Annotated in this window: 19 protein-coding genes, 1 pseudogene and 1 riboswitch; of the genes and pseudogenes, 2 read left to right on the top strand and 18 right to left on the bottom strand. The window is 40.2% G+C overall.

The features are described 5' to 3' along the window. Positions 1 to 71 precede the first annotated feature (71 nt). The 9 genes and pseudogenes from MKY65_RS02215 to MKY65_RS02175 form a co-directional block, all read right to left on the bottom strand. The gene (locus tag MKY65_RS02215) at positions 72 to 1,523 is read right to left on the bottom strand and encodes an SLC13 family permease (RefSeq protein ID WP_339181890.1); all 1,452 of its coding nucleotides are present in this window, start codon (positions 1,521 to 1,523) and stop codon (positions 72 to 74) included. A gap of 5 nt (positions 1,524 to 1,528) precedes the next feature. Further along, entirely contained in the window at positions 1,529 to 2,707 is a 1,179-nt protein-coding gene (locus MKY65_RS02210; protein ID WP_339181888.1) for a glycerate kinase, read from the bottom strand. A gap of 206 nt (positions 2,708 to 2,913) precedes the next feature. After that, positions 2,914 to 3,302, bottom strand: a pseudogene (locus tag MKY65_RS02205) (NUDIX hydrolase). A gap of 158 nt (positions 3,303 to 3,460) precedes the next feature. Beyond that, positions 3,461 to 4,300 carry a DUF4037 domain-containing protein gene (locus MKY65_RS02200; protein ID WP_339181886.1) on the bottom strand — a complete coding sequence of 280 codons (840 nt, stop codon included), beginning with the start codon at positions 4,298 to 4,300 and terminating at the stop codon, positions 3,461 to 3,463. A 60-nt stretch (positions 4,301 to 4,360) separates the two neighbouring features. Beyond that, positions 4,361 to 4,912 carry a GNAT family N-acetyltransferase gene (locus tag MKY65_RS02195; RefSeq protein WP_339181883.1) on the bottom strand — a complete coding sequence of 184 codons (552 nt, stop codon included), beginning with the start codon at positions 4,910 to 4,912 and terminating at the stop codon, positions 4,361 to 4,363. A gap of 21 nt (positions 4,913 to 4,933) precedes the next feature. Beyond that, positions 4,934 to 5,986 carry a hypothetical protein gene (locus MKY65_RS02190; protein WP_339181881.1) on the bottom strand — a complete coding sequence of 351 codons (1,053 nt, stop codon included), beginning with the start codon at positions 5,984 to 5,986 and terminating at the stop codon, positions 4,934 to 4,936. A gap of 30 nt (positions 5,987 to 6,016) precedes the next feature. Beyond that, a complete protein-coding gene (locus MKY65_RS02185) occupies positions 6,017 to 6,505 on the bottom strand; it encodes a DinB family protein (RefSeq protein WP_339181878.1) in 489 nt (162 codons plus the stop codon). Positions 6,506 to 6,588: 83 nt separating this feature from the next. Next, positions 6,589 to 7,533, bottom strand: coding sequence for a YafY family protein (locus MKY65_RS02180; RefSeq protein ID WP_339181875.1), 945 nt, complete (start codon positions 7,531 to 7,533; stop codon positions 6,589 to 6,591). A 77-nt stretch (positions 7,534 to 7,610) separates the two neighbouring features. Beyond that, entirely contained in the window at positions 7,611 to 8,282 is a 672-nt protein-coding gene (locus MKY65_RS02175; protein WP_339181872.1) for an HAD family hydrolase, read from the bottom strand. A gap of 200 nt (positions 8,283 to 8,482) precedes the next feature. Here MKY65_RS02175 and MKY65_RS02170 point away from each other — a divergent pair, with 200 nt between their 5' ends. Together MKY65_RS02170 and MKY65_RS02165 are read left to right on the top strand one after the other, a co-directional pair. Further along, complete coding sequence (locus tag MKY65_RS02170) at positions 8,483 to 9,037, top strand: nucleotidyltransferase family protein (RefSeq protein WP_339181868.1); 555 nt, start codon at positions 8,483 to 8,485, stop codon at positions 9,035 to 9,037. Between the two features lie 135 nt (positions 9,038 to 9,172). Continuing rightward, complete coding sequence (locus MKY65_RS02165; RefSeq protein ID WP_339181866.1) at positions 9,173 to 10,678, top strand: alkaline phosphatase; 1,506 nt, start codon at positions 9,173 to 9,175, stop codon at positions 10,676 to 10,678. Between the two features lie 124 nt (positions 10,679 to 10,802). Here the strand turns inward: MKY65_RS02165 and MKY65_RS02160 are convergent, their stop codons facing one another. The 9 genes from MKY65_RS02160 to MKY65_RS02120 all read right to left on the bottom strand — a co-directional run bounded on the left by MKY65_RS02160 (position 10,803) and on the right by MKY65_RS02120 (position 16,955). Continuing rightward, positions 10,803 to 11,144 (bottom strand): VOC family protein, encoded by a 342-nt coding sequence (locus tag MKY65_RS02160; RefSeq protein WP_339181863.1) that lies wholly within the window; start codon positions 11,142 to 11,144, stop codon positions 10,803 to 10,805. An 84-nt stretch (positions 11,145 to 11,228) separates the two neighbouring features. After that, a complete protein-coding gene (locus tag MKY65_RS02155) occupies positions 11,229 to 11,687 on the bottom strand; it encodes a DUF3995 domain-containing protein (RefSeq protein WP_226894734.1) in 459 nt (152 codons plus the stop codon). Positions 11,688 to 11,793: 106 nt separating this feature from the next. Then, positions 11,794 to 12,363: a DUF4256 domain-containing protein gene (locus MKY65_RS02150; protein ID WP_339181859.1), complete on the bottom strand. Its 570-nt coding sequence runs from the start codon at positions 12,361 to 12,363 to the stop codon at positions 11,794 to 11,796. Positions 12,364 to 12,489: 126 nt separating this feature from the next. Then, positions 12,490 to 13,020, bottom strand: a complete 531-nt coding sequence (locus tag MKY65_RS02145) for a hypothetical protein (protein WP_339181856.1) — start codon at positions 13,018 to 13,020, stop codon at positions 12,490 to 12,492. A 218-nt stretch (positions 13,021 to 13,238) separates the two neighbouring features. Beyond that, on the bottom strand, positions 13,239 to 14,261 hold the full coding sequence (locus tag MKY65_RS02140) for a ThiF family adenylyltransferase (RefSeq protein WP_339185084.1): 1,023 nt from the start codon (positions 14,259 to 14,261) through the stop codon (positions 13,239 to 13,241). Further along, positions 14,251 to 15,021, bottom strand: a complete 771-nt coding sequence (locus MKY65_RS02135; protein ID WP_339181853.1) for a thiazole synthase — start codon at positions 15,019 to 15,021, stop codon at positions 14,251 to 14,253. The genes MKY65_RS02140 and MKY65_RS02135 overlap by 11 nt, the downstream gene beginning before the upstream one ends. A 4-nt stretch (positions 15,022 to 15,025) precedes the next feature. Next, positions 15,026 to 15,229: a sulfur carrier protein ThiS gene (gene thiS, locus MKY65_RS02130; RefSeq protein ID WP_042531226.1), complete on the bottom strand. Its 204-nt coding sequence runs from the start codon at positions 15,227 to 15,229 to the stop codon at positions 15,026 to 15,028. Further along, positions 15,226 to 16,362 (bottom strand): glycine oxidase ThiO, encoded by a 1,137-nt coding sequence (thiO, locus tag MKY65_RS02125; RefSeq protein ID WP_339181851.1) that lies wholly within the window; start codon positions 16,360 to 16,362, stop codon positions 15,226 to 15,228. The genes thiS and thiO overlap by 4 nt, the downstream gene beginning before the upstream one ends. After that, the gene (locus tag MKY65_RS02120) at positions 16,359 to 16,955 is read right to left on the bottom strand and encodes a thiamine phosphate synthase (protein WP_339185082.1); all 597 of its coding nucleotides are present in this window, start codon (positions 16,953 to 16,955) and stop codon (positions 16,359 to 16,361) included. Before MKY65_RS02120 ends, thiO begins: the two co-directional genes overlap by 4 nt. 146 nt (positions 16,956 to 17,101) lie before the next feature. Next, positions 17,102 to 17,197, bottom strand: a riboswitch (TPP riboswitch). Positions 17,198 to 17,208 lie beyond the last annotated feature (11 nt).

Below are 17,208 nucleotides of genomic sequence, written 5' to 3'. Positions count from 1 at the left end.
GATTTATAATTCTTTCCGGATTTGCTCTTCATATAAAGACTTCATCAGGTTCTTATAAATCATCAAACTTTTTATAAATGCATCCCCGTCCATCGCCAAAAAGAAAAATAGAATAGCATCATGATAGTTATATAAACAGGCATTAATATAGCACTGATCTTTAATAGCTTATCAGCATCGTATGAAATTCCTGCTTCCTCATAAAAGAGAAGCAATGCTTTAGAGCTGACTGGAAATGTAACACAATAGTTCATACCTACCAGACTTAGAAAAACAACTGTTGAAGGTTCAACTCCTATTGTTTCACTAAATAATAATAAACCTGGAATAAAGACGATTGCGCGTGTTGTATGCGAAGTAATATATAGATGACTTGTCACAGTTATAAGCAGGATAATCAAAACAATGAGCCATTCTGGAGATCCTGTAAACAAATGCAGTATACCTAGCATTTCATTTTCAATCCATTGAACTACACCTGTATCCACCAACACCTTTCCCAGTGCAGTTGCAGCAGCAACAAATAGAATCAAATTCCAGGATACAGCATTAATTCCTTGTTGCCAGCTAATAACTCCGTAATGCGGCATCATCATTAAAATTGCACCTACCATCGTGATAAAAGCTATATCATAGCCATGTATACTTTCTGTCATCCATCCCCCTATTAAAAACGAAATTAAAATCAAAGTCTTTTTTTCTTTTCCATTAATTGTTTTTTGATGCTTATTTTTTTCTTCAGATTGCAGATCTTCTATTTCCTCTGATTCACCTTTTGGCCATAGTATCCATTTGATGAATAAAACCGAAAATACTGAAATGACGATTGTAAATGGGACTCCCCATATAAACCATTGGATATAAGATATACTTTGATCTGTCGTGCTTTTCAGCAGCCCTATCCCAATTAAATGCGATCCTGCACCTATTAACGTAGCTGAGGTACTCATTAATATAATAACAGGTGCTAATATAGCTAACACGCTCTGTTCCTTTGCCGAAAAATTCCGGCCAATTTGATGGATAATCGGCATGGATAAGGCCGCACGACCAGATGTAGAAGGTATGAAAAATGCCGATGTAAATAAAACCGAACTTAGACCAAAGAGGATATTAGTTTTTTTATTAGACTTGTTTAATATGAAAAGGGTTAAGCGTTCCGCTAATCCAGATACTTTAACCGCCTTGCCAATGATAAACGAGCCGACCATCAGCCACACAACTTCCTCAGAAAGAGAATGGTATAACAATTCTGATTCCCCTGCACCCATTAAAATAATGAATATAATGAGTGCAATGGCTACAAAACCGGCGGGGATTTTTGTTGCCACCCATAACGTCATCGCTGATAAAAATGCAAATAAGGATATCTTAGCACGGTAATCCAGAGCATCTATGAATAAAATTGCAACCAGCATGAAGACATGCATGCCGATAATCACTAATGTCTTTGTGGACAATTGCTGCATCCAGATGTCTATCTTAGATTGTTTTGCAATATGTCTTTCTATTCTTGTCATCATTGTTCTTAAACGCTTTCCTTTATTTGTTTTCTTTGTGCAAGTTCCAAACCGACCCAAACTTGCCGTAATACCGATTCCGTGCTCTGCTCAATCCATTTCGGTGCTTTTTCAATCGCTTTTTCTAAAGAAATAGGCTTTTGAATAATACTGCAATACGCATCTATACCAGCATGATAGTTTAGTTTTGCCCCCTTGCCGATAGTTCCGGTAATAGCAATCACCGGGATCCCACTTTTTTTGGCAATACGTGCGACTTCTGCCGGGATTTTCCCATTTGGCGTCTGGAAATCCAGACTCCCTTCTGCAGTAAATACAATATCAGCTGCTGCAATTTTTTCTTCTATATCTATATAGTCCATAATAATGTCAAAACGCGGATGTAATCTGGCTCCTGTAAATGCAATAAGCCCTGCACCTAATCCACCAGATGCTCCGCTGCCTGGCATCGAACGGACATCGATTCCTGCTGCACGTTGAATTAAATCTGCATAATGTTCTAATGCGGATGACAGCTGTTCAACTTGTTTTGACGTTGCTCCTTTTTGCGGTCCGAATACACGTGCGACACCTTTTTCCCCGCATAAAATATTCTTCCAGTTACACGCGACATTAATGGAAACATCCTGCAATCGTTTATCTATTTGATCTGTTACAATAGCATCCACACTCATTAAATCTTTCCCTCCATGAATATCGACAACTTGCTGTTTCTCATCTAAAAATTGGGCACCTAGCGCTTGCGCCATCCCTGCACCGCCGTCAGAAGTACCTGAGTCGCCACAGCCGATTAACAGATTGTCCACACCTAAATCCAGTGCAGCAAGTATCAATTCGCCGACACCATAGGTCGTTGTTTTTAAAGGATTCCTTAGATTATGCGGTACTAATTTCAATCCTGATACCGCTGCCATTTCAATGACAGCAGTCCTTTTACCATTCTCTACGAAGATACCAAAATGACTTTTGATTTTCCTACCCACTGGCCCCGTTACTTTTCTATATATTAATTCACCATCTTTTATATTCACAATGGTCTTCGCAAACCCTTCTCCCCCATCAATCATCGGTATAACATCTACATCAATCGACTGATCAAAGCGCTTTACCCCACGTTTCATTGCTGCAGCTACTTCCTCTGCATCCAGACATTCTTTAAAACCTGAAGGTACCATTACAATTTTCATTTCAACATTCCTCCTAAGATTTTCTTTGGTAATTTTTACTGTACTATCAAAAAATTAGAATATAATGAGAGAAATACTGTGAAAATAATTAGAATATAATTAAAATATAAATTTTCTAAAAAATAATAAGGGCAGAATAAAAAGGCAGAAGTCTATTTGCTATTCCAAATAGACTTCTGCCTTTTTATCTTTCATAGAAACGCATATTAGGGTTCTACATAAAATGGATGCTTGTTTTCACCCAGACAGCGCCCAATCCGCTGCCTAAAATCCCCTGCAGTTACCTTTTCCAACGCTTGCTCGATCGGAAAGAACCTGACATCTAAACTCTCCTATGAAGTCGCAATCTTTCCTCCAATCGGTTTAGCTAAGAATAATGTATTACGAATGGATCTATTCACATTTTGGAATACTCCACAAAACTTTAGAACCTGCACTTAAATACCTGATTCTTTCTTTGTTCCTCTAATAGCAGCATTCTTCAAAGATTCACCCGTTTCTACTTAATCACCAGGCATTCCTAACCTCTGCGTGGCCCTTTAATTAACAAAAGTCCATTTTTTTGATTAAGTACAATTATTGCCGCAGATAAAATATACTTGGGAGGTGTAAAAGTTTCTGATGTACTTTGTTTGCTTCAAAAAATCCCTCCTTCAGCCAGTAACTATTTAAATATTAACACTATTTCTGAAGGGTTTAGAGTAATAACTTGTAATTACTGGATATGTTTCCGATTTTACATCCACTTTGCTTTCATCCCTTTTCATGCTCAGGACGCAAAAATAGCGATTTGTTAATGACCGATGATATGTCTATTTGCGGATATTCGCGTTGTATAAGCCGGTAAACCTCCTTCACGATTTTTTCTAATTCTCTTAGAGAAGCTGCCGGATCATCCAAAAAAACAGACTCTAGACGTCTGTATATATTTTCAGGGACAATCGTCATTAATTCCAATGTCTGCCTTTGCCATTTAAAAGCAGGATGATGGACATACTGTTTATTTAAGCCAGACAGAATTCCCATGAGGTGTGTTTGAACATCTGTCATTACTTTATACAGCATCAGCCAGTCTTTCCGATGTAATAAAGCTGCTCGATTTGTCCAGCTGTTACTTAAAAACATATATTCTTTTATCATTGCGATACTCAACTCATCCGGATAGGGATTTACCTTTTCTTTCAATTTTTGTATAAACGTCTCCCCGCTTAACGCAGCACCATCATATACAGCCGATGCGATACATTGTTTATATACATCAGGATTAAAAAACACAATGACATCCTCTATGATATCTGCAATTGTTTGTGTTAGAAAATTACTTATTTCTAATTTTATTCCCTCTGTTATAAAGCTTTCTGACCATTCCTCTTCTTCATAAGGGTGAAAGTCGATGATTTCTCCTGCCAACCTTGTAATTGGCCTTTTTCTATCCTCCTCTGTCGGCGGCTCCTTCCAGAAAATAAACAGTTCAATATCGGAATAGGGGTCATGCCAATTTCTGGATACTGAACCACCTAATAAAACAGCTTCTATTTTGGGATTTGCTTGATAAATTTTTGCAGCTTTAGATGCTAATTTATTTAAGTCCATGATACCGTGCACCTCCTTACGTCACTTAAAAGTACTCTATTCTATTCATCATTTTTTTAATTATTCTCCGTCTATGAATTTCCCCATTAGCACGGTATGATAATACTTCCCATCCGCCAATTTTTTATCTTTCTTTAATATACCTTCCATCTCAAAACCATATTTTTTATACAATTTTATAGCTTTATCATTCGTTTCAAGTACACGCAACGTTATTTTCTTTATTCCATTTAACTTCGCCCAATGAATAGATTCTTTTAATAAATTTTGCCCAATAGCATATCCCCAGTATGCCTGCAGCACACAGACTCCAAATTCCACTTGATGACAGGTTCTTTTCAATGTACTCCCTACACATCGTGAGAAACCTACAATTTCTCCATCGATTTCAGCTGCTAAAAATAGATTGTTCGTACTTTCCGCATCATTTTTGATGATATGTTTAAACCCCGCTTCATCAATATAAGCTTCTCCTCTTTCCCTATCCATATATCCTGTTTCTCCATCTATTTGCAGTCTGATATTCGATAATCTTTTGGCATCTTTTTCTTCAGCAGTCCTTACCAGATATTCAGCGCTGCGGCCATGAATTTTTTTCTGGTTAACTATCATAACCTCTCTCCCCCTTTTTCCTCAAAGCTGCTCTCCATTAAAACACACAATACGAGTTGTTTCCTCTGGATATCCTGCTCTGACAGCAAAAATGATTTCATCTTTCCTTTTTTCCGCCTCTTTCTCTTCCAAGCAGAGCACAACATCCTCTACATCATGTGGACCAATCCGCCAATGTCCAAGCACTGCTCCTCTCCATTCGCCATCAATTAAAAGATACTGAAGAACTTCACTTCCTTTAAACCGGCCTTTCAGTTCATCAGAGTCTGCTCTGACTAAAAAATCTGATTTATCCAGCATAAATACAGACTGTGGCATCTCTTTATCCGTTAAATCTACATCCTTCTTCTGAATGAACCCTTCCCCCAGTCCATTCACTTCTACCTTTACAATTGCTTCCCTTTCCATTAACACGGTTAAAGCGCCTTGGATTGTTTTGCGCTTTAATTGGGCCCAGCCTTTAACTTGTTCTAAAGTAGCAAATACCATTACCTCCAAAAAACGCAACAGCATCTGGGCTGCTGCTGAAGTACTATCTAGCTCCCATTCTATCTCCGGCCACTCTGTTTTAAAATCAAACCAGCCTGTATTCCAATCCGTATCTATTTGTAACTCATAAACTAAAAAAGCTTCCTGCAATCTTTTTAAGGCAGCAGTAATTTCTCGTGCTTTAAAAGGCAGTTCCTCTTTCAGCTGATCCTTTGATATCCCGCCAGATTGTTGAATCATGGATAAAATCTCTTTTTGAAGCCCCGTCATTTTTGGAATGGGTTTTCGGAAAATCGTGCTATAAAGACTCAAATCATCTTCTAGTACGTATCCGATACGCCCACCTTGAAAACGACCTTTTACTAACTCATGTTTTTTACGTAAGCTTTCTGACAAGAAGGCATCATTAAAAGCTGTCCTATGCACCAGCTGTGGCGGTTTGCCTGGACGGCTATTAAAAACCGGCGCTACAGGCTGTAATTTCTGAAATAGCTGTTTATAGGCTTTGATATCTTGCCTATCTTCAAGCGGCTTTGTTAATCTTTGCCTTCGTAAGCGTTCACAAATAATTGTTTCCTTATTCAAAATTATATTCATCCCCAATCCTGTCTTCTATTAAACATAAAGGTCAAACATATTAATATCGTAACCAAGCTGCTTTAAATAGTTAAAGAATTGTCCCCGATGATGGAATAGGTGAGAAACTTCTTCCACGAGCCAATGCGCCTGTGTTTCCCCTTTTTCCAGGTAAAAGGGTTTCGTCTTTTTCGTTAAAAAATCTTCGTCTGACAAGGACAGCATGTAATTTTTGTACAATTGTAAGCCTTGATTCATCGCTTCAATCAGTCCCTCAGAAGATTCCAGCTTCTCATATTTTGATTCTAACTGTTGAATTGTCTCCTGATCCTTTTCCTGCCAAAGATTCAAGTCTACTTCTGGTATTGATGCGATGTGTTGCGCCAACTCTCTGAGATTGCGCATATTTTCTGCCGGCCGGTAATTCCAATCCTTCTCTTCCACCTTATTTAATAATCCTTCCATAGACCGGATACCAAGATCCAACTCTTTTAATAACTCGTCTCTTAAAATAGCTGCAGCATTCATTACGCTCATCCTTTCATTGTTTTTTCTACCCTATCATGGAATCATGACAAATCTTGTCATCATTGATAAAAATAGTTGAAAAATTAATGGTATTTCTCCAGCAGACCTTTTAACTTTCTTTTCATAAGGGTTATTGCTTCTTCTGGTTCTATAATTTGCGCTTCCCTGCCAAAATTCCAGACCAGATCAACAAAGTATGTCAGCTCGGTCTTTGGTATGTTCATTTTCACCCAGCCAGCTCCATCCTGCCGCTTCTGAACATGCCTTTCTAAATCCATTTCTGACATCGCCCGCCGTACTCCTTCTCGTGTTAACTCCACTGTAAACGGAATCGGGTCAGAAACCTCAGATTCTGATAGCTCAATCCAGTCCATCACGGATGAATAAGGCAATTCCTGTCCTTTTTCATTAGTAAGCTCCGCTTTTTTTATTCGATCTGCACGAAATAAACGAATATCCTCACGCAGAAAACAATAGGCCGGACAATACCAGAAACCATTATGACTGTACAAGCCGATGGGCTGAATCATTCTCTCTTTTATTTCCTTTTGGCTGTCATATTGAATCGTAAGCGTCGATTGATCTACCGCTGCATTTAATAATATATCCAGCTCATTTGCAGTCTGTACACGACTCGGATTCCAAAAAACAATCCGATCCTTCATCGTATCGATACGCATTTTCGCATCATTTGGCAGGTAGCTATATAATTTCTTTAAAACATAGCCTGTTTCTGTTTCAAATGGTAAAGCCCCGATAAATTGCAAAGATTGAAAAGCAAAATAAAGTGCGATGGCTTCCGACTCTTTTAATAAAACTGGAGGAAGCATCCGCTCGTTCAATACATAATAGCCGCCATCCGCGCCAACTTCTGAATAAAGCGGCACTCCCAGCTCACTTAATTCATCCAAATCTCTAAGAATCGTCCGGTAAGAGACATTAAATTCTTCGGCCAGCTCTCTCGCTGTGAATTTGCGTTTTACATTTACTGTCATCATTAGCTCGATTAAACGTTTGGTTTTCGACATGGGATTCCTCCATTTGAATGAAAAGTTGAGCATGGAAATAAATAATGCGCAATGAAGCTTCCCAACTTTCCTTTCAACTATTTTCCGGAATGGGCTTCTCCACCCAAAATCATATTTACCTGTTTCAGACTATCTACCATAAATGTGGGCTTCTCACCATTTAACTCTTCCAACGAACCATATCCATATGTAACGCCAATGGAATCTATGCCGGTTTGATTGGCTCCGATAATATCATGCTTTCTATCACCTATCATGATAAATTCTTCCAATGTATATTCTGGATAACTGTCTATAATATACTGGATAATCTCTGCTTTTGCAGATCTTGTCCCATCCAAATTGCTTCCTACAATGAGTTCAAAGTATGTACTTATTTGGAAATAATCTAGTATTTGCTCTGCGAAAACTGTCGGCTTTGATGTAGCAACTGCTAAAATAAACCCTTGTTCCTTCAGTAATCGCAAAAGCCCTGGCGTATCAGGGTATAACGTATTCTCATACATCCCTTTTTCTTTAAATCTTTCCCTATATAACTGGATTGCTTTTTGCGTATTCGCTTCATTAAAATGGTAATACTCAGCAAAAGATACTTGTAAAGGCGGACCAATAAAGCATTCCAGCTTATCCAGACTGGATTCCACAATATCCATTTTATTTAATGCATATTGAACGGATTTGATTATGCCTTCTTTTGGATCAGAAAGTGTTCCATCTAAATCAAATAGGATGATTTTATATTTCCCCATTAGAATCTACCTCTCTCATAAATTAACTTTATATCTTTTTTATTTTACCATTTATTTTATCACGGAAAACCGTCCGTAAAACTCCCGCTGAGTGAAGTTTCGTTTTATATTCAGATATTTCTATAAAATAGTTTATGCAGCATTTCATTCAGTCTGATTATGCTATACAATATAGACAGATAAAAAAGGGCGTGATACATATGATTGAGTTCGAAGCCAGATTAATAGCGATTCTCCAACAAGACAGCTATATCCTATCGATTTTACAAACAGTGGAAAGATTACAACTGAGTGATTGCTGGGTTGCTGCGGGATTAATCAGAAGTAAAGTTTGGGATACCTTATATGATTATCATACAAAAATAAATGATATTGATGTTATTTATTTTGACCAAACGGATATTTCTGAAGATACAGAGAAAAAACTAGAAGCGAAATTAGAAAAATGGATGCCTGGACAGCCATGGTCTGTGAAAAATCAAGCGAGGATGCATTTAAAGAATAATAACCTCCCTTATACCTCTTCCTTTGATGGTGTTTCTCACTTTCCTGAGACCCCCACTGCGGTTGCTGCACAGATATATCGTCATGAAATTAAAATAATGGCTCCTCATGGCTTAGACGATTTATTTCAAGGCATTGTCAAACCAACGCCGTATTATGTAAAAGGTACAAAGCTCCATTCTATTTATAAAGAGCGGATGCGTAATAAAAAATGGGATTCAGCCTGGAAAAATTTAATTATAAAATATTAATGCGATACATGAAAACTTATCCTTATCTTATTAATAAAAAACAGAACATTACATATTATTTACATTCTATTCATCCTCAGTTAAAGTCTTCCACCTACAATGAGGTTAGATTCAATTTCGAAGGAGGATGATGGAATGTTAAAAAAGCTTGGAGTGGCAGCGTTAAGTACCGGAATTATTTTTTCAGGAGTAAGTACCACAGCAGCGAGCGCAGACGAAAACAGCCAATTGAATAATAGCGGAGAAAATGGAGAGAAGGCGGAAAATATCATTTATATGATTCCAGATGGTTTTAACGCCGACTACGCCACCAATTATCGGCATTATAAAGGGGAGCCTGCCGTATGGGATAACCATTTGCAGGGAATGTATACTACATATTCCGCTGATTCCAATATTACCGACTCCGCTGCAGCAGGTACAGCTATGTCAACAGGTGTCAAAACGAATAATGGCGTTATTGGATTGGACCCTGAGGGTAACCCGCAGCAGACGATTTTAGAAGCATCACAGAACAAAGATATGTCAACGGGCCTTGTTGCTACTTCTACGATTACGCATGCCACTCCAGCTGCATTTGGGGCACATGTAGATGACCGGAACAATGAGACGGAAATCGCCAGACAATTAATAGACAACGAGATTGATGTTTTACTAGGCGGTGGTAAAAATAATTTCCTTCCAGAATCTGAAGGCGGAAAACAAGAAGAAACGAACCTACTCCAGCAAGCAGAAGAGCAAGGATATCAGCTTATTGAAAACCGCAATCAATTATTGGAAGCAGATATTGATTTGGAAAACGAAAATTTACTGGGATTATTCGCAGATGACGCCATGTCACCGGAGTTGCATCGTGATACGGAGGAAGAGCCCAGCCTTGCAGAAATGACGCAAACCGCCATTGATACCCTAAACAACGATGAAGACGGCTTTTTCTTGATGGTAGAAGGAAGCCAGATTGACTGGGCAGGTCATGACAATGATGCAGCATGGGCAATGACCGATGTAGGCGCTTTTGAAGAAGCAGTCCAAGAAGCGATTGATTTCGCTGAAAAGGATGGAAATACACTGGTTGTTGTTGGAGGAGATCATGAAACAGGCGGCATGACTGCTGGTGCCAACGGTTCGGGAACAGCAAATCCAGAATTGCTTCACAGTGTAACAGCGACTGGCGAGAACATCGCTGCAGAACTAAATGAAGACCGCTCTAACGCAAAAGAAGTGGTCGGAAACTATACGGATATGGAATTATCAGAAGAAGAAGTTCAAACCATCCAGGAAGCGGAAGACCCTAAGATGGCAATCAACGCAGTTATCAGTGCAAAGGCCAATGTTGGATGGACAAGCACCAACCACACAGGCGTGGATATTCCCGTCTACGCATATGGGCCAGGAGCTGATCAATTTTCAGGATCACTCGATAATACAGATTTACCAAAAATCATCGCAGATGCGGCAGAAATAGAACTAGGCGGCGAAATAAGCCAAAATCATCCTGAAGAAGCCTATACAGTTAAGCCTGGAGACACCTTATTTGAAATTGGCCTAAAATATAATTATTTATGGACAACATTGCAGGAAATCAATCAATTTCCAAATCCGCATTTGATTTATCCAGGCGACGAAGTGTATTTTAAATAAGTGTCTAGACAAAATTTAGATGCAGCTTATTAGCTGCTTTGAAAATCCCTGTGAATACGAGTTTATTACGTACTCGGTGATTCACAGGGATTTTTGAATACCTTAAATAAATGAATTTTTAATTTTACTCAGACAAAATCTCAACAGTAAATCCGCCCGGAGCCTCCACATAAAACGTATATCCATGAGATTCAATGGGTGAATCTACTTCATAACCATCCTCTTTCAACAGTTTATTTATTTGATTTACTTTCTCTCTGCTTTCTTGCGGGAATCCAATATGAAAGGTTTTCGGATATTGAACATCTTTCCCTTTCATCAGCGTCAAAACGAATTGATTATCGTCAAACATAGCTGCAAATCCTTTGCCACGACTGTTCACACATGTCATTTCAAGGTATTTCTCCAGAAATTCCCGCGAAGCTTCCACGTCGTTTACTGTTAGGTTTAAATGTTTTAATTGCATACGATCCCCTCCTTACAATGAATAAAATTTCCAGCATTGAAATAATAGCTGTTTGACAAGTATACCTGAAGCAAGCGTACAACCTTAAACAGAGCGATATTTTTTCACAGAGAAAAAATAACAAATTCCGCCTATCATCCAAAACGGCTCCCAAAAAACCAATCTCCAAAAGGTTGCATGGGCTTCTAAATCCATATCCAACATAGCAAATGCACTCATTGAAATCGTGATAAAATTTAAGAATCCATACATAAATAAGAATACGCCTGCAAGCTTTGCTAGGTAATAAAGCGCCTTGGCGATAACAGCATTTTTCCATGAAACGAGCAGCAGCAATAGCAATAATGCGCCTAATAATTTCACAAAGCCCGTCAGCCATACAATTCGAACAAAGGAAGGTTCCGGATCAAGCGACATTTCGTAGATTGCTCCGCCCAGAGATCTGACACCAAGCATTCCGCCCATCGCCCAATAAAAGCTCATACCGGCAAAAAGAACCGTCCAAATAATGCCTAAAATAAGCCATCCTCGATTGACCAGCAAATAAATGCTCCTCTCTGCTCTGTTATTCTTTGTACAAATAAAAAAGAATCAAGAATTGTCGGTTTACATCCATTCCTGATTCTCCATATCCTTCTTCTGCTTACTGCTACACTCGTAACATCCCCCGGAACCCACGGGAACCATAATAGGATTCCGCGCCATTATGATATACGAAAACATGACCAAAACGGAAATCACAAAAAAGTGCTCCGCCTCGTTCTCTAATATCCGTCGGTGTCTTTACCCAGGTTGATGTTTTCGCATCAAAAGTTCCAAGCTTTTGGAGTTCGCGGTATTGGTCTTCTGTTAACATTTCAATGCCCATATCCGTTGCCATATCTATCGCACTATTTTCCGGTTTGTGCTTCTTTCTTGATTCTAATGCAGCCCGGTCATAGCACACACTTCTGCGTCCTTTAGGGCTTTCTTTCGAGCAGTCAACAAAGATATATTCTTCTCTTTCTTCGTCATATCCAATTACATCCGGCTCGCCTTCCGTTCTTTCCATTTCATATAGGGAGATTAATTTATCAGAATGCTCCTCCAGCTTGGCTTGAATCGGATTCCATTCCAGGCCTTGATGCCGCTCCGTATTCTTTTCAAAACGTGCCTTTAATTTTCCCAGTAATTCTTCCTGTTCCACTTGTGAAAGCTCTTTTTTATTTTCTGCTGTCATATTTAGTCTCCTTATACTTTAAATTATTTCATCTAAACTTATTATATCCATTTAGGAAGGTTATTTCATTTTTTATCTTAAATTTTATTACCCCGAAAAATGATTTAGTTTAGATTACACAAGAAATTAAGAATCAGGATTCATTTTATAAATATGCTCCCTTAATTGCTTCTCCCACAGCTCCCGATTTTCCCTTTCTGCCAAACTATGTACATAATCAACTATTTCTATAAATCCCGCTTCATTCGGATTCAGTCCGCCGACTCTAGTCGTGGAATCTGTTAAATGGACGTCGACATAATAAAAGCTCCCATCAACGGAGTCATCATCTGATACATCTTCGGGAAGCTGCCAGAAGCTATCTTCTATCAGACTTTTAATCTTTTCCACTTCTTCTTCAGATACACTTGTTTCATATACTGGAGCATCTTCACCTATTTTTATATCATCTGTCTGTTCTGTATGCAGCGTCAGCTTCCCGTTTTCATAAACAGCATAGCTTACCGGGTAAAAATGTCTGTATTCATCTGTCCCTGCAGAAATAGAGGTTACTGTGATAAAAGGTCCGTCTGTTTCATAATCTCTTTTTTCATTGCAGCCGGCCAGAATAATGAGGGAAACAAGGATACTCAGAGTAAGATATATACCTTTTTTCATTTTTCCTTCACCACTTTATGCGGAATAATTATATTTAAGGTTCGTTTCTCTAAGTATAAAACAAAACTTTATTCAGCGGGAGTTTTTCTTTTCTCCCGCTGAATGAGTCTGATTAAGTCAAGGAGCCAGTTCACCTGATTTCCTATCCAAATAAATATATTTTCCTTCTTTATACAGAGTGGGGAATTTTATGGGCGTTTCCCTGTGGTAAAAGTTAATTATCCCAAATAGCGATGATAGATATTTTTTGCTTCCATCTCGTCCATCGTCCCATGAACCAATGCTCTCCCGTCCTGAAACAGTACAATACGGAAGGAGTCCACTTCAAACGAAAGCAGATAAGGGTTTTGAAACAGCTTGATTTGGTCATTCTTCTGCAGCTCTTTGGCTACTTCATTCAAATCTGTTTGTTTACGCTGCGGACGGAGCTGGACGGTATTTCTGCCGCATAACACAGCGGTTTTCAAACGAGAATCATAAGCTAGGTTGGGATAGCTTCTTTTCTCTGAGCATGATGGACAATCCGCTTTGCGTAAGGAAGCTACATCTATTTCCACATGCTCATTGTTCCAAAGGTCAAAGGAAATGAGCTTTCCTGATAAAGCCGCTTCGTTACCGGTCAATAGCTTTAACGCTTCTGTTACCTGCTGGGAGACCACCTTTTGCACAACCGGCTGGATAACGCCGACACTATCGCAGGTAGCGCCATTAACTGGAATGTATTCCTGCAAGCATTGCAGACAGGGCGTTTTTTCAGGAACCACCGTGAAAGTAACTCCATAGCTTGCTACAATCGCTCCATAAATCCATGGTTTCTGATATTTTTGCGCCATATCATTCAGTAAAAGCCTTGTCTCAAAATTATCCGTCGCGTCGATAATGAGATCTGCTTCAGGCACTATTTTCCGCAATCTATCCACCTCAGCATCTCCAACAATCGCATCTATTTTGACATGGCTATTCACTTCAGAAAGCCGTTGTCTGGCAGCAATGGCTTTGGGCATTTTCTGTTCCATATCCTTTTCACTAAACAGCTGCTGCCGCTGCAGATTACTTTCTTCTACATAATCCCGGTCAATTAATGTTATGTGGCCAACGCCCGCACGCGTCAAAGCTTCCGCGCTGCTCGACCCTAGTGCGCCTGCACCGATAATCAGCACATGGCTTTGACCCAGCTTCTCCTGACCAGACTCGCCGATTGGCGCAAATAATATCTGACGATGATAACGATTAGTTTCCAACACTGATCCCTTCCTCCGGGCTGCTGGCTACAGCATAATCTTTCATCGCAATCCTTCCCGCTTCATACCCCAGTCTTCCTGCTTCTATTGCATATTTCATTGCCTCTGCCATTTTTACAGGGTCATGTGCTCCGGAAACAGCTGTATTCAATAAAACACCATCTGCGCCCAATTCCATGGCATACGCTGCATCAGCAGGCGATCCAATCCCTGCGTCGACAATAACAGGCACTTTTGACTGCTCGATAATAAAAGAAAGATTTAATGGATTGATGATTCCTTGCCCGCTTCCAATGGGAGAAGCTCCAGGCATCACGGCGTGGGCTCCTGCTTCCTCCAGTTTTTTTGCTAATACCACATCATCTGAGGTGTAAGGAAGCACTGTAAAACCTTCTGCCACCAGTTCTTCTGTTGCTTTCAATGTCTCTACCGGATCAGGCAGCAACGTTTTATCACAGCCAATGATTTCTACTTTCACCATATCACACCGTCCCGAAGCGGCCGCTAATTTAGCAATTCGCACCGCTTCCTTCGCATCCTTTGCCCCTGCTGTATTTGGTAAAAACGTATAGCGGTCCACATCGATTTTTTCTAAAAAATTGGGCAGGGAGGGATCATAAATATTCATCCTTCTGACAGAAAAAGTGAGTACTTCTGTCTCTGATTTATCTACCGCCTGTTTTTGAATATCAAAATCCGGATATTTTCCCGTTCCTAAGAATAAACGTGATTTAAATTGATAGTTTCCAACTGTAAGCATTTGCTTAACCTCCTCCAACAAAATGAACAATCTCCACCTTGTCTCCATTTTCCAACACTGCTTTTTCATGCTCTTCCTTCTGTAATATCTGCTGATTATGCTCGATAATTAAAGGTTTATCTTCCAATCCCAGAAAGTCGATTAAGCCTTTGACATGCTTTACCTCTTCCTGTACTTCTAATCCATTGCCATTCACTGTAATTTTCATGTTGATTCACCTGCCTTTTCCAACTTATTATTTTGACGGCCCGCATAAAAGCAATCATAATAAAGCGGGGAAACCGGCTTATTTTCTATTAAATCTGCCATATAAATTCCCGTGATAGGCGATAGTAAGATGCCGTTTCGATAATGTCCCTTTGCCGCATATAAGCCTGGGATTCCCGGAATCTCGCCCAAGTATGGCAGTTCATCAGCTGTAGACGGTCTGATGCCTGCCCACATTTTTCTTATCCTCGCCTCTGCCAGCTCCGGAACCATTTTTTGCGCTCGTGACAGCAGTCTCTGGACACTTGCAGCATGGACATGCTTATCCATTTTCCCTGGTATGGAGGAGGCTCCAACAATTACCTTTTTTCCCTGCTTCGGAACAAGGTAACAGCCATCCATCCAAAGTGTTGATTGAAACAGCTTCTGAGCCAGTTCTAACAGCAGACATTCGCCCTTCACCGGAATCGCAGCATAATCTGCAGGCAGCAGCTCATCTCCGAAAGCTCCTGTTGCAACAATAACCTGGTCCGCTTCATAGATTGCCTCTGTTGTCCGGACACCATAAACCGTCTCATTTTCCATCAACAGCTCATTAACGCTTTCCTGCTCATGCAACACCGCACCATGATGAGATGCAGCCAGAGAAAAGGCTTTGGTGAGATGAGGGGCGGAAACCTGGCCATCTTCCGGCAAATACAGGACAGCACGAAGATTCTCCGTCAGACTTGGCTCCATCTTTTTCGCTTCTTCTACTGATAGTAAATACGCAGGGTTATCCGCTTCCCGCTGGAAGGACGCGATGGTTTGCAGCTTGCTGTATTGCTGCTGATGAAAAGCAAGCTTCATGATTCCTTTATGAATATATTGAATATCTACTCCTGTCGCTTCCTTCAGCTCCTCGGATAAATTTTTGAATAGCGCTCTGCTCTCCTGTGCAAACCGAAAAAGCGGACTGTCTTCTGTAAACTCTCCTTGAGCCCCTAACATACCTGCCGCGGCACTGGAAGCCTCGCAGCCGATTTGATTCCTTTCAATAACCAGCACCCGATTGCCTCTTTTGGCCAGCTGATAAGCAATAGAGCAGCCAATAACTCCGCCGCCGACAATGATTTGATCAAACTGTTTATTCATCTTCTCCCTCCTTTCCACGAATTCAACGCTTGCCGGTAAGCACTGACAGTTCGGACCGGATCCTCTGCCTGCCAAATACCAGACATGACCGCGATGCCGGCGGCTCCTGCTGCAGTTACTTCTTTCGCTCGCCCAGGAGTAATCCCGCCAATAGCATATACCGGCACAGAGAGCGCGTTAGTCATTTTCTGTAGTTCCGTTAATCCTCTGGGCTGCTGATTGGCTTTGGACTTGCTGGAATAAATATGGCCATACAGCACATAATCAGCTCCCTCCTGCTGCGCCTGCTCTGCCTCTGCTAAAGAATGAACAGACTTTCCTGCTTTCAATTTAGGGAAGCTTTCTTTTACAAGGGGAATGGAAGGGCTATGATACGCCAGCTGAACACCTGCACACTGCTTTATCACGGCAATATCGACTCTATCATTCACTATTATTTTCTCTAATGGCAATCCGATATTTTCTAATGCACCGATGATTTCCAGAATGTCCTTCGCTGTCTTGTTCTTCTCTCTGATATGCAAATAATCCATCTCAGCCTGAATCCGTTTCACTAATTGCAAATGCTGCTCGGAAAAATTGCCATCACTGATCAGATGCAGCTGCTTGTCTATCTTTATCGCCCCCTTTCTTCCATTTTTCTTGCTTCAGGGTCGGCCAAAGAACGAAAAAGACCACTTATCCAGCTCGGGATAAGTGGTCCTGATTATATACAAATTCATTGTTCGAATGATATATCGTCATGTTCCTGCCACTTCCCTACGCTAGTGTTAACCAGATCAGGTTCAAAGGGTCCGAGTATTCGTCTCAGCCAAAGGCTCCCCTAGTGTTGCTTATTTAATTTTC

The organism is Oceanobacillus sp. FSL W7-1293 (assembly GCF_037969815.1).
Taxonomy (GTDB): Bacteria; Bacillota; Bacilli; order Bacillales; family Amphibacillaceae; genus Oceanobacillus; species Oceanobacillus oncorhynchi.
Note: the sequence above shows the minus strand (reverse complement) of the source record. Positions and strands in the feature narration are given on the sequence as shown.

Excerpts from the sequence above, each read along its gene's own strand:
- MKY65_RS02165 (WP_339181866.1), top strand. The coding sequence starts at position 9,173 with ATGTTAAAAAAGCTTGGAGTGGCAGCGTTAAGTACCGGAATTATTTTT.
- MKY65_RS02150 (WP_339181859.1), bottom strand. The coding sequence starts at position 12,363 with ATGACAGCAGAAAATAAAAAAGAGCTTTCACAAGTGGAACAGGAAGAA.
- thiS (WP_042531226.1), bottom strand. The coding sequence starts at position 15,229 with ATGAAAATTACAGTGAATGGCAATGGATTAGAAGTACAGGAAGAGGTA.
- MKY65_RS02215 (WP_339181890.1), bottom strand. The coding sequence starts at position 1,523 with ATGATGACAAGAATAGAAAGACATATTGCAAAACAATCTAAGATAGAC.
- MKY65_RS02145 (WP_339181856.1), bottom strand. The coding sequence starts at position 13,020 with ATGAAAAAAGGTATATATCTTACTCTGAGTATCCTTGTTTCCCTCATT.
- MKY65_RS02180 (WP_339181875.1), bottom strand. The coding sequence starts at position 7,533 with ATGTCGAAAACCAAACGTTTAATCGAGCTAATGATGACAGTAAATGTA.
- MKY65_RS02195 (WP_339181883.1), bottom strand. The coding sequence starts at position 4,912 with ATGATAGTTAACCAGAAAAAAATTCATGGCCGCAGCGCTGAATATCTG.
- MKY65_RS02185 (WP_339181878.1), bottom strand. The coding sequence starts at position 6,505 with ATGAATGCTGCAGCTATTTTAAGAGACGAGTTATTAAAAGAGTTGGAT.
- MKY65_RS02200 (WP_339181886.1), bottom strand. The coding sequence starts at position 4,300 with ATGGACTTAAATAAATTAGCATCTAAAGCTGCAAAAATTTATCAAGCA.
- thiO (WP_339181851.1), bottom strand. The coding sequence starts at position 16,362 with ATGAATAAACAGTTTGATCAAATCATTGTCGGCGGCGGAGTTATTGGC.
- MKY65_RS02160 (WP_339181863.1), bottom strand. The coding sequence starts at position 11,144 with ATGCAATTAAAACATTTAAACCTAACAGTAAACGACGTGGAAGCTTCG.
- MKY65_RS02135 (WP_339181853.1), bottom strand. The coding sequence starts at position 15,021 with ATGCTTACAGTTGGAAACTATCAATTTAAATCACGTTTATTCTTAGGA.
- MKY65_RS02170 (WP_339181868.1), top strand. The coding sequence starts at position 8,483 with ATGATTGAGTTCGAAGCCAGATTAATAGCGATTCTCCAACAAGACAGC.
- MKY65_RS02210 (WP_339181888.1), bottom strand. The coding sequence starts at position 2,707 with ATGAAAATTGTAATGGTACCTTCAGGTTTTAAAGAATGTCTGGATGCA.
- MKY65_RS02175 (WP_339181872.1), bottom strand. The coding sequence starts at position 8,282 with ATGGGGAAATATAAAATCATCCTATTTGATTTAGATGGAACACTTTCT.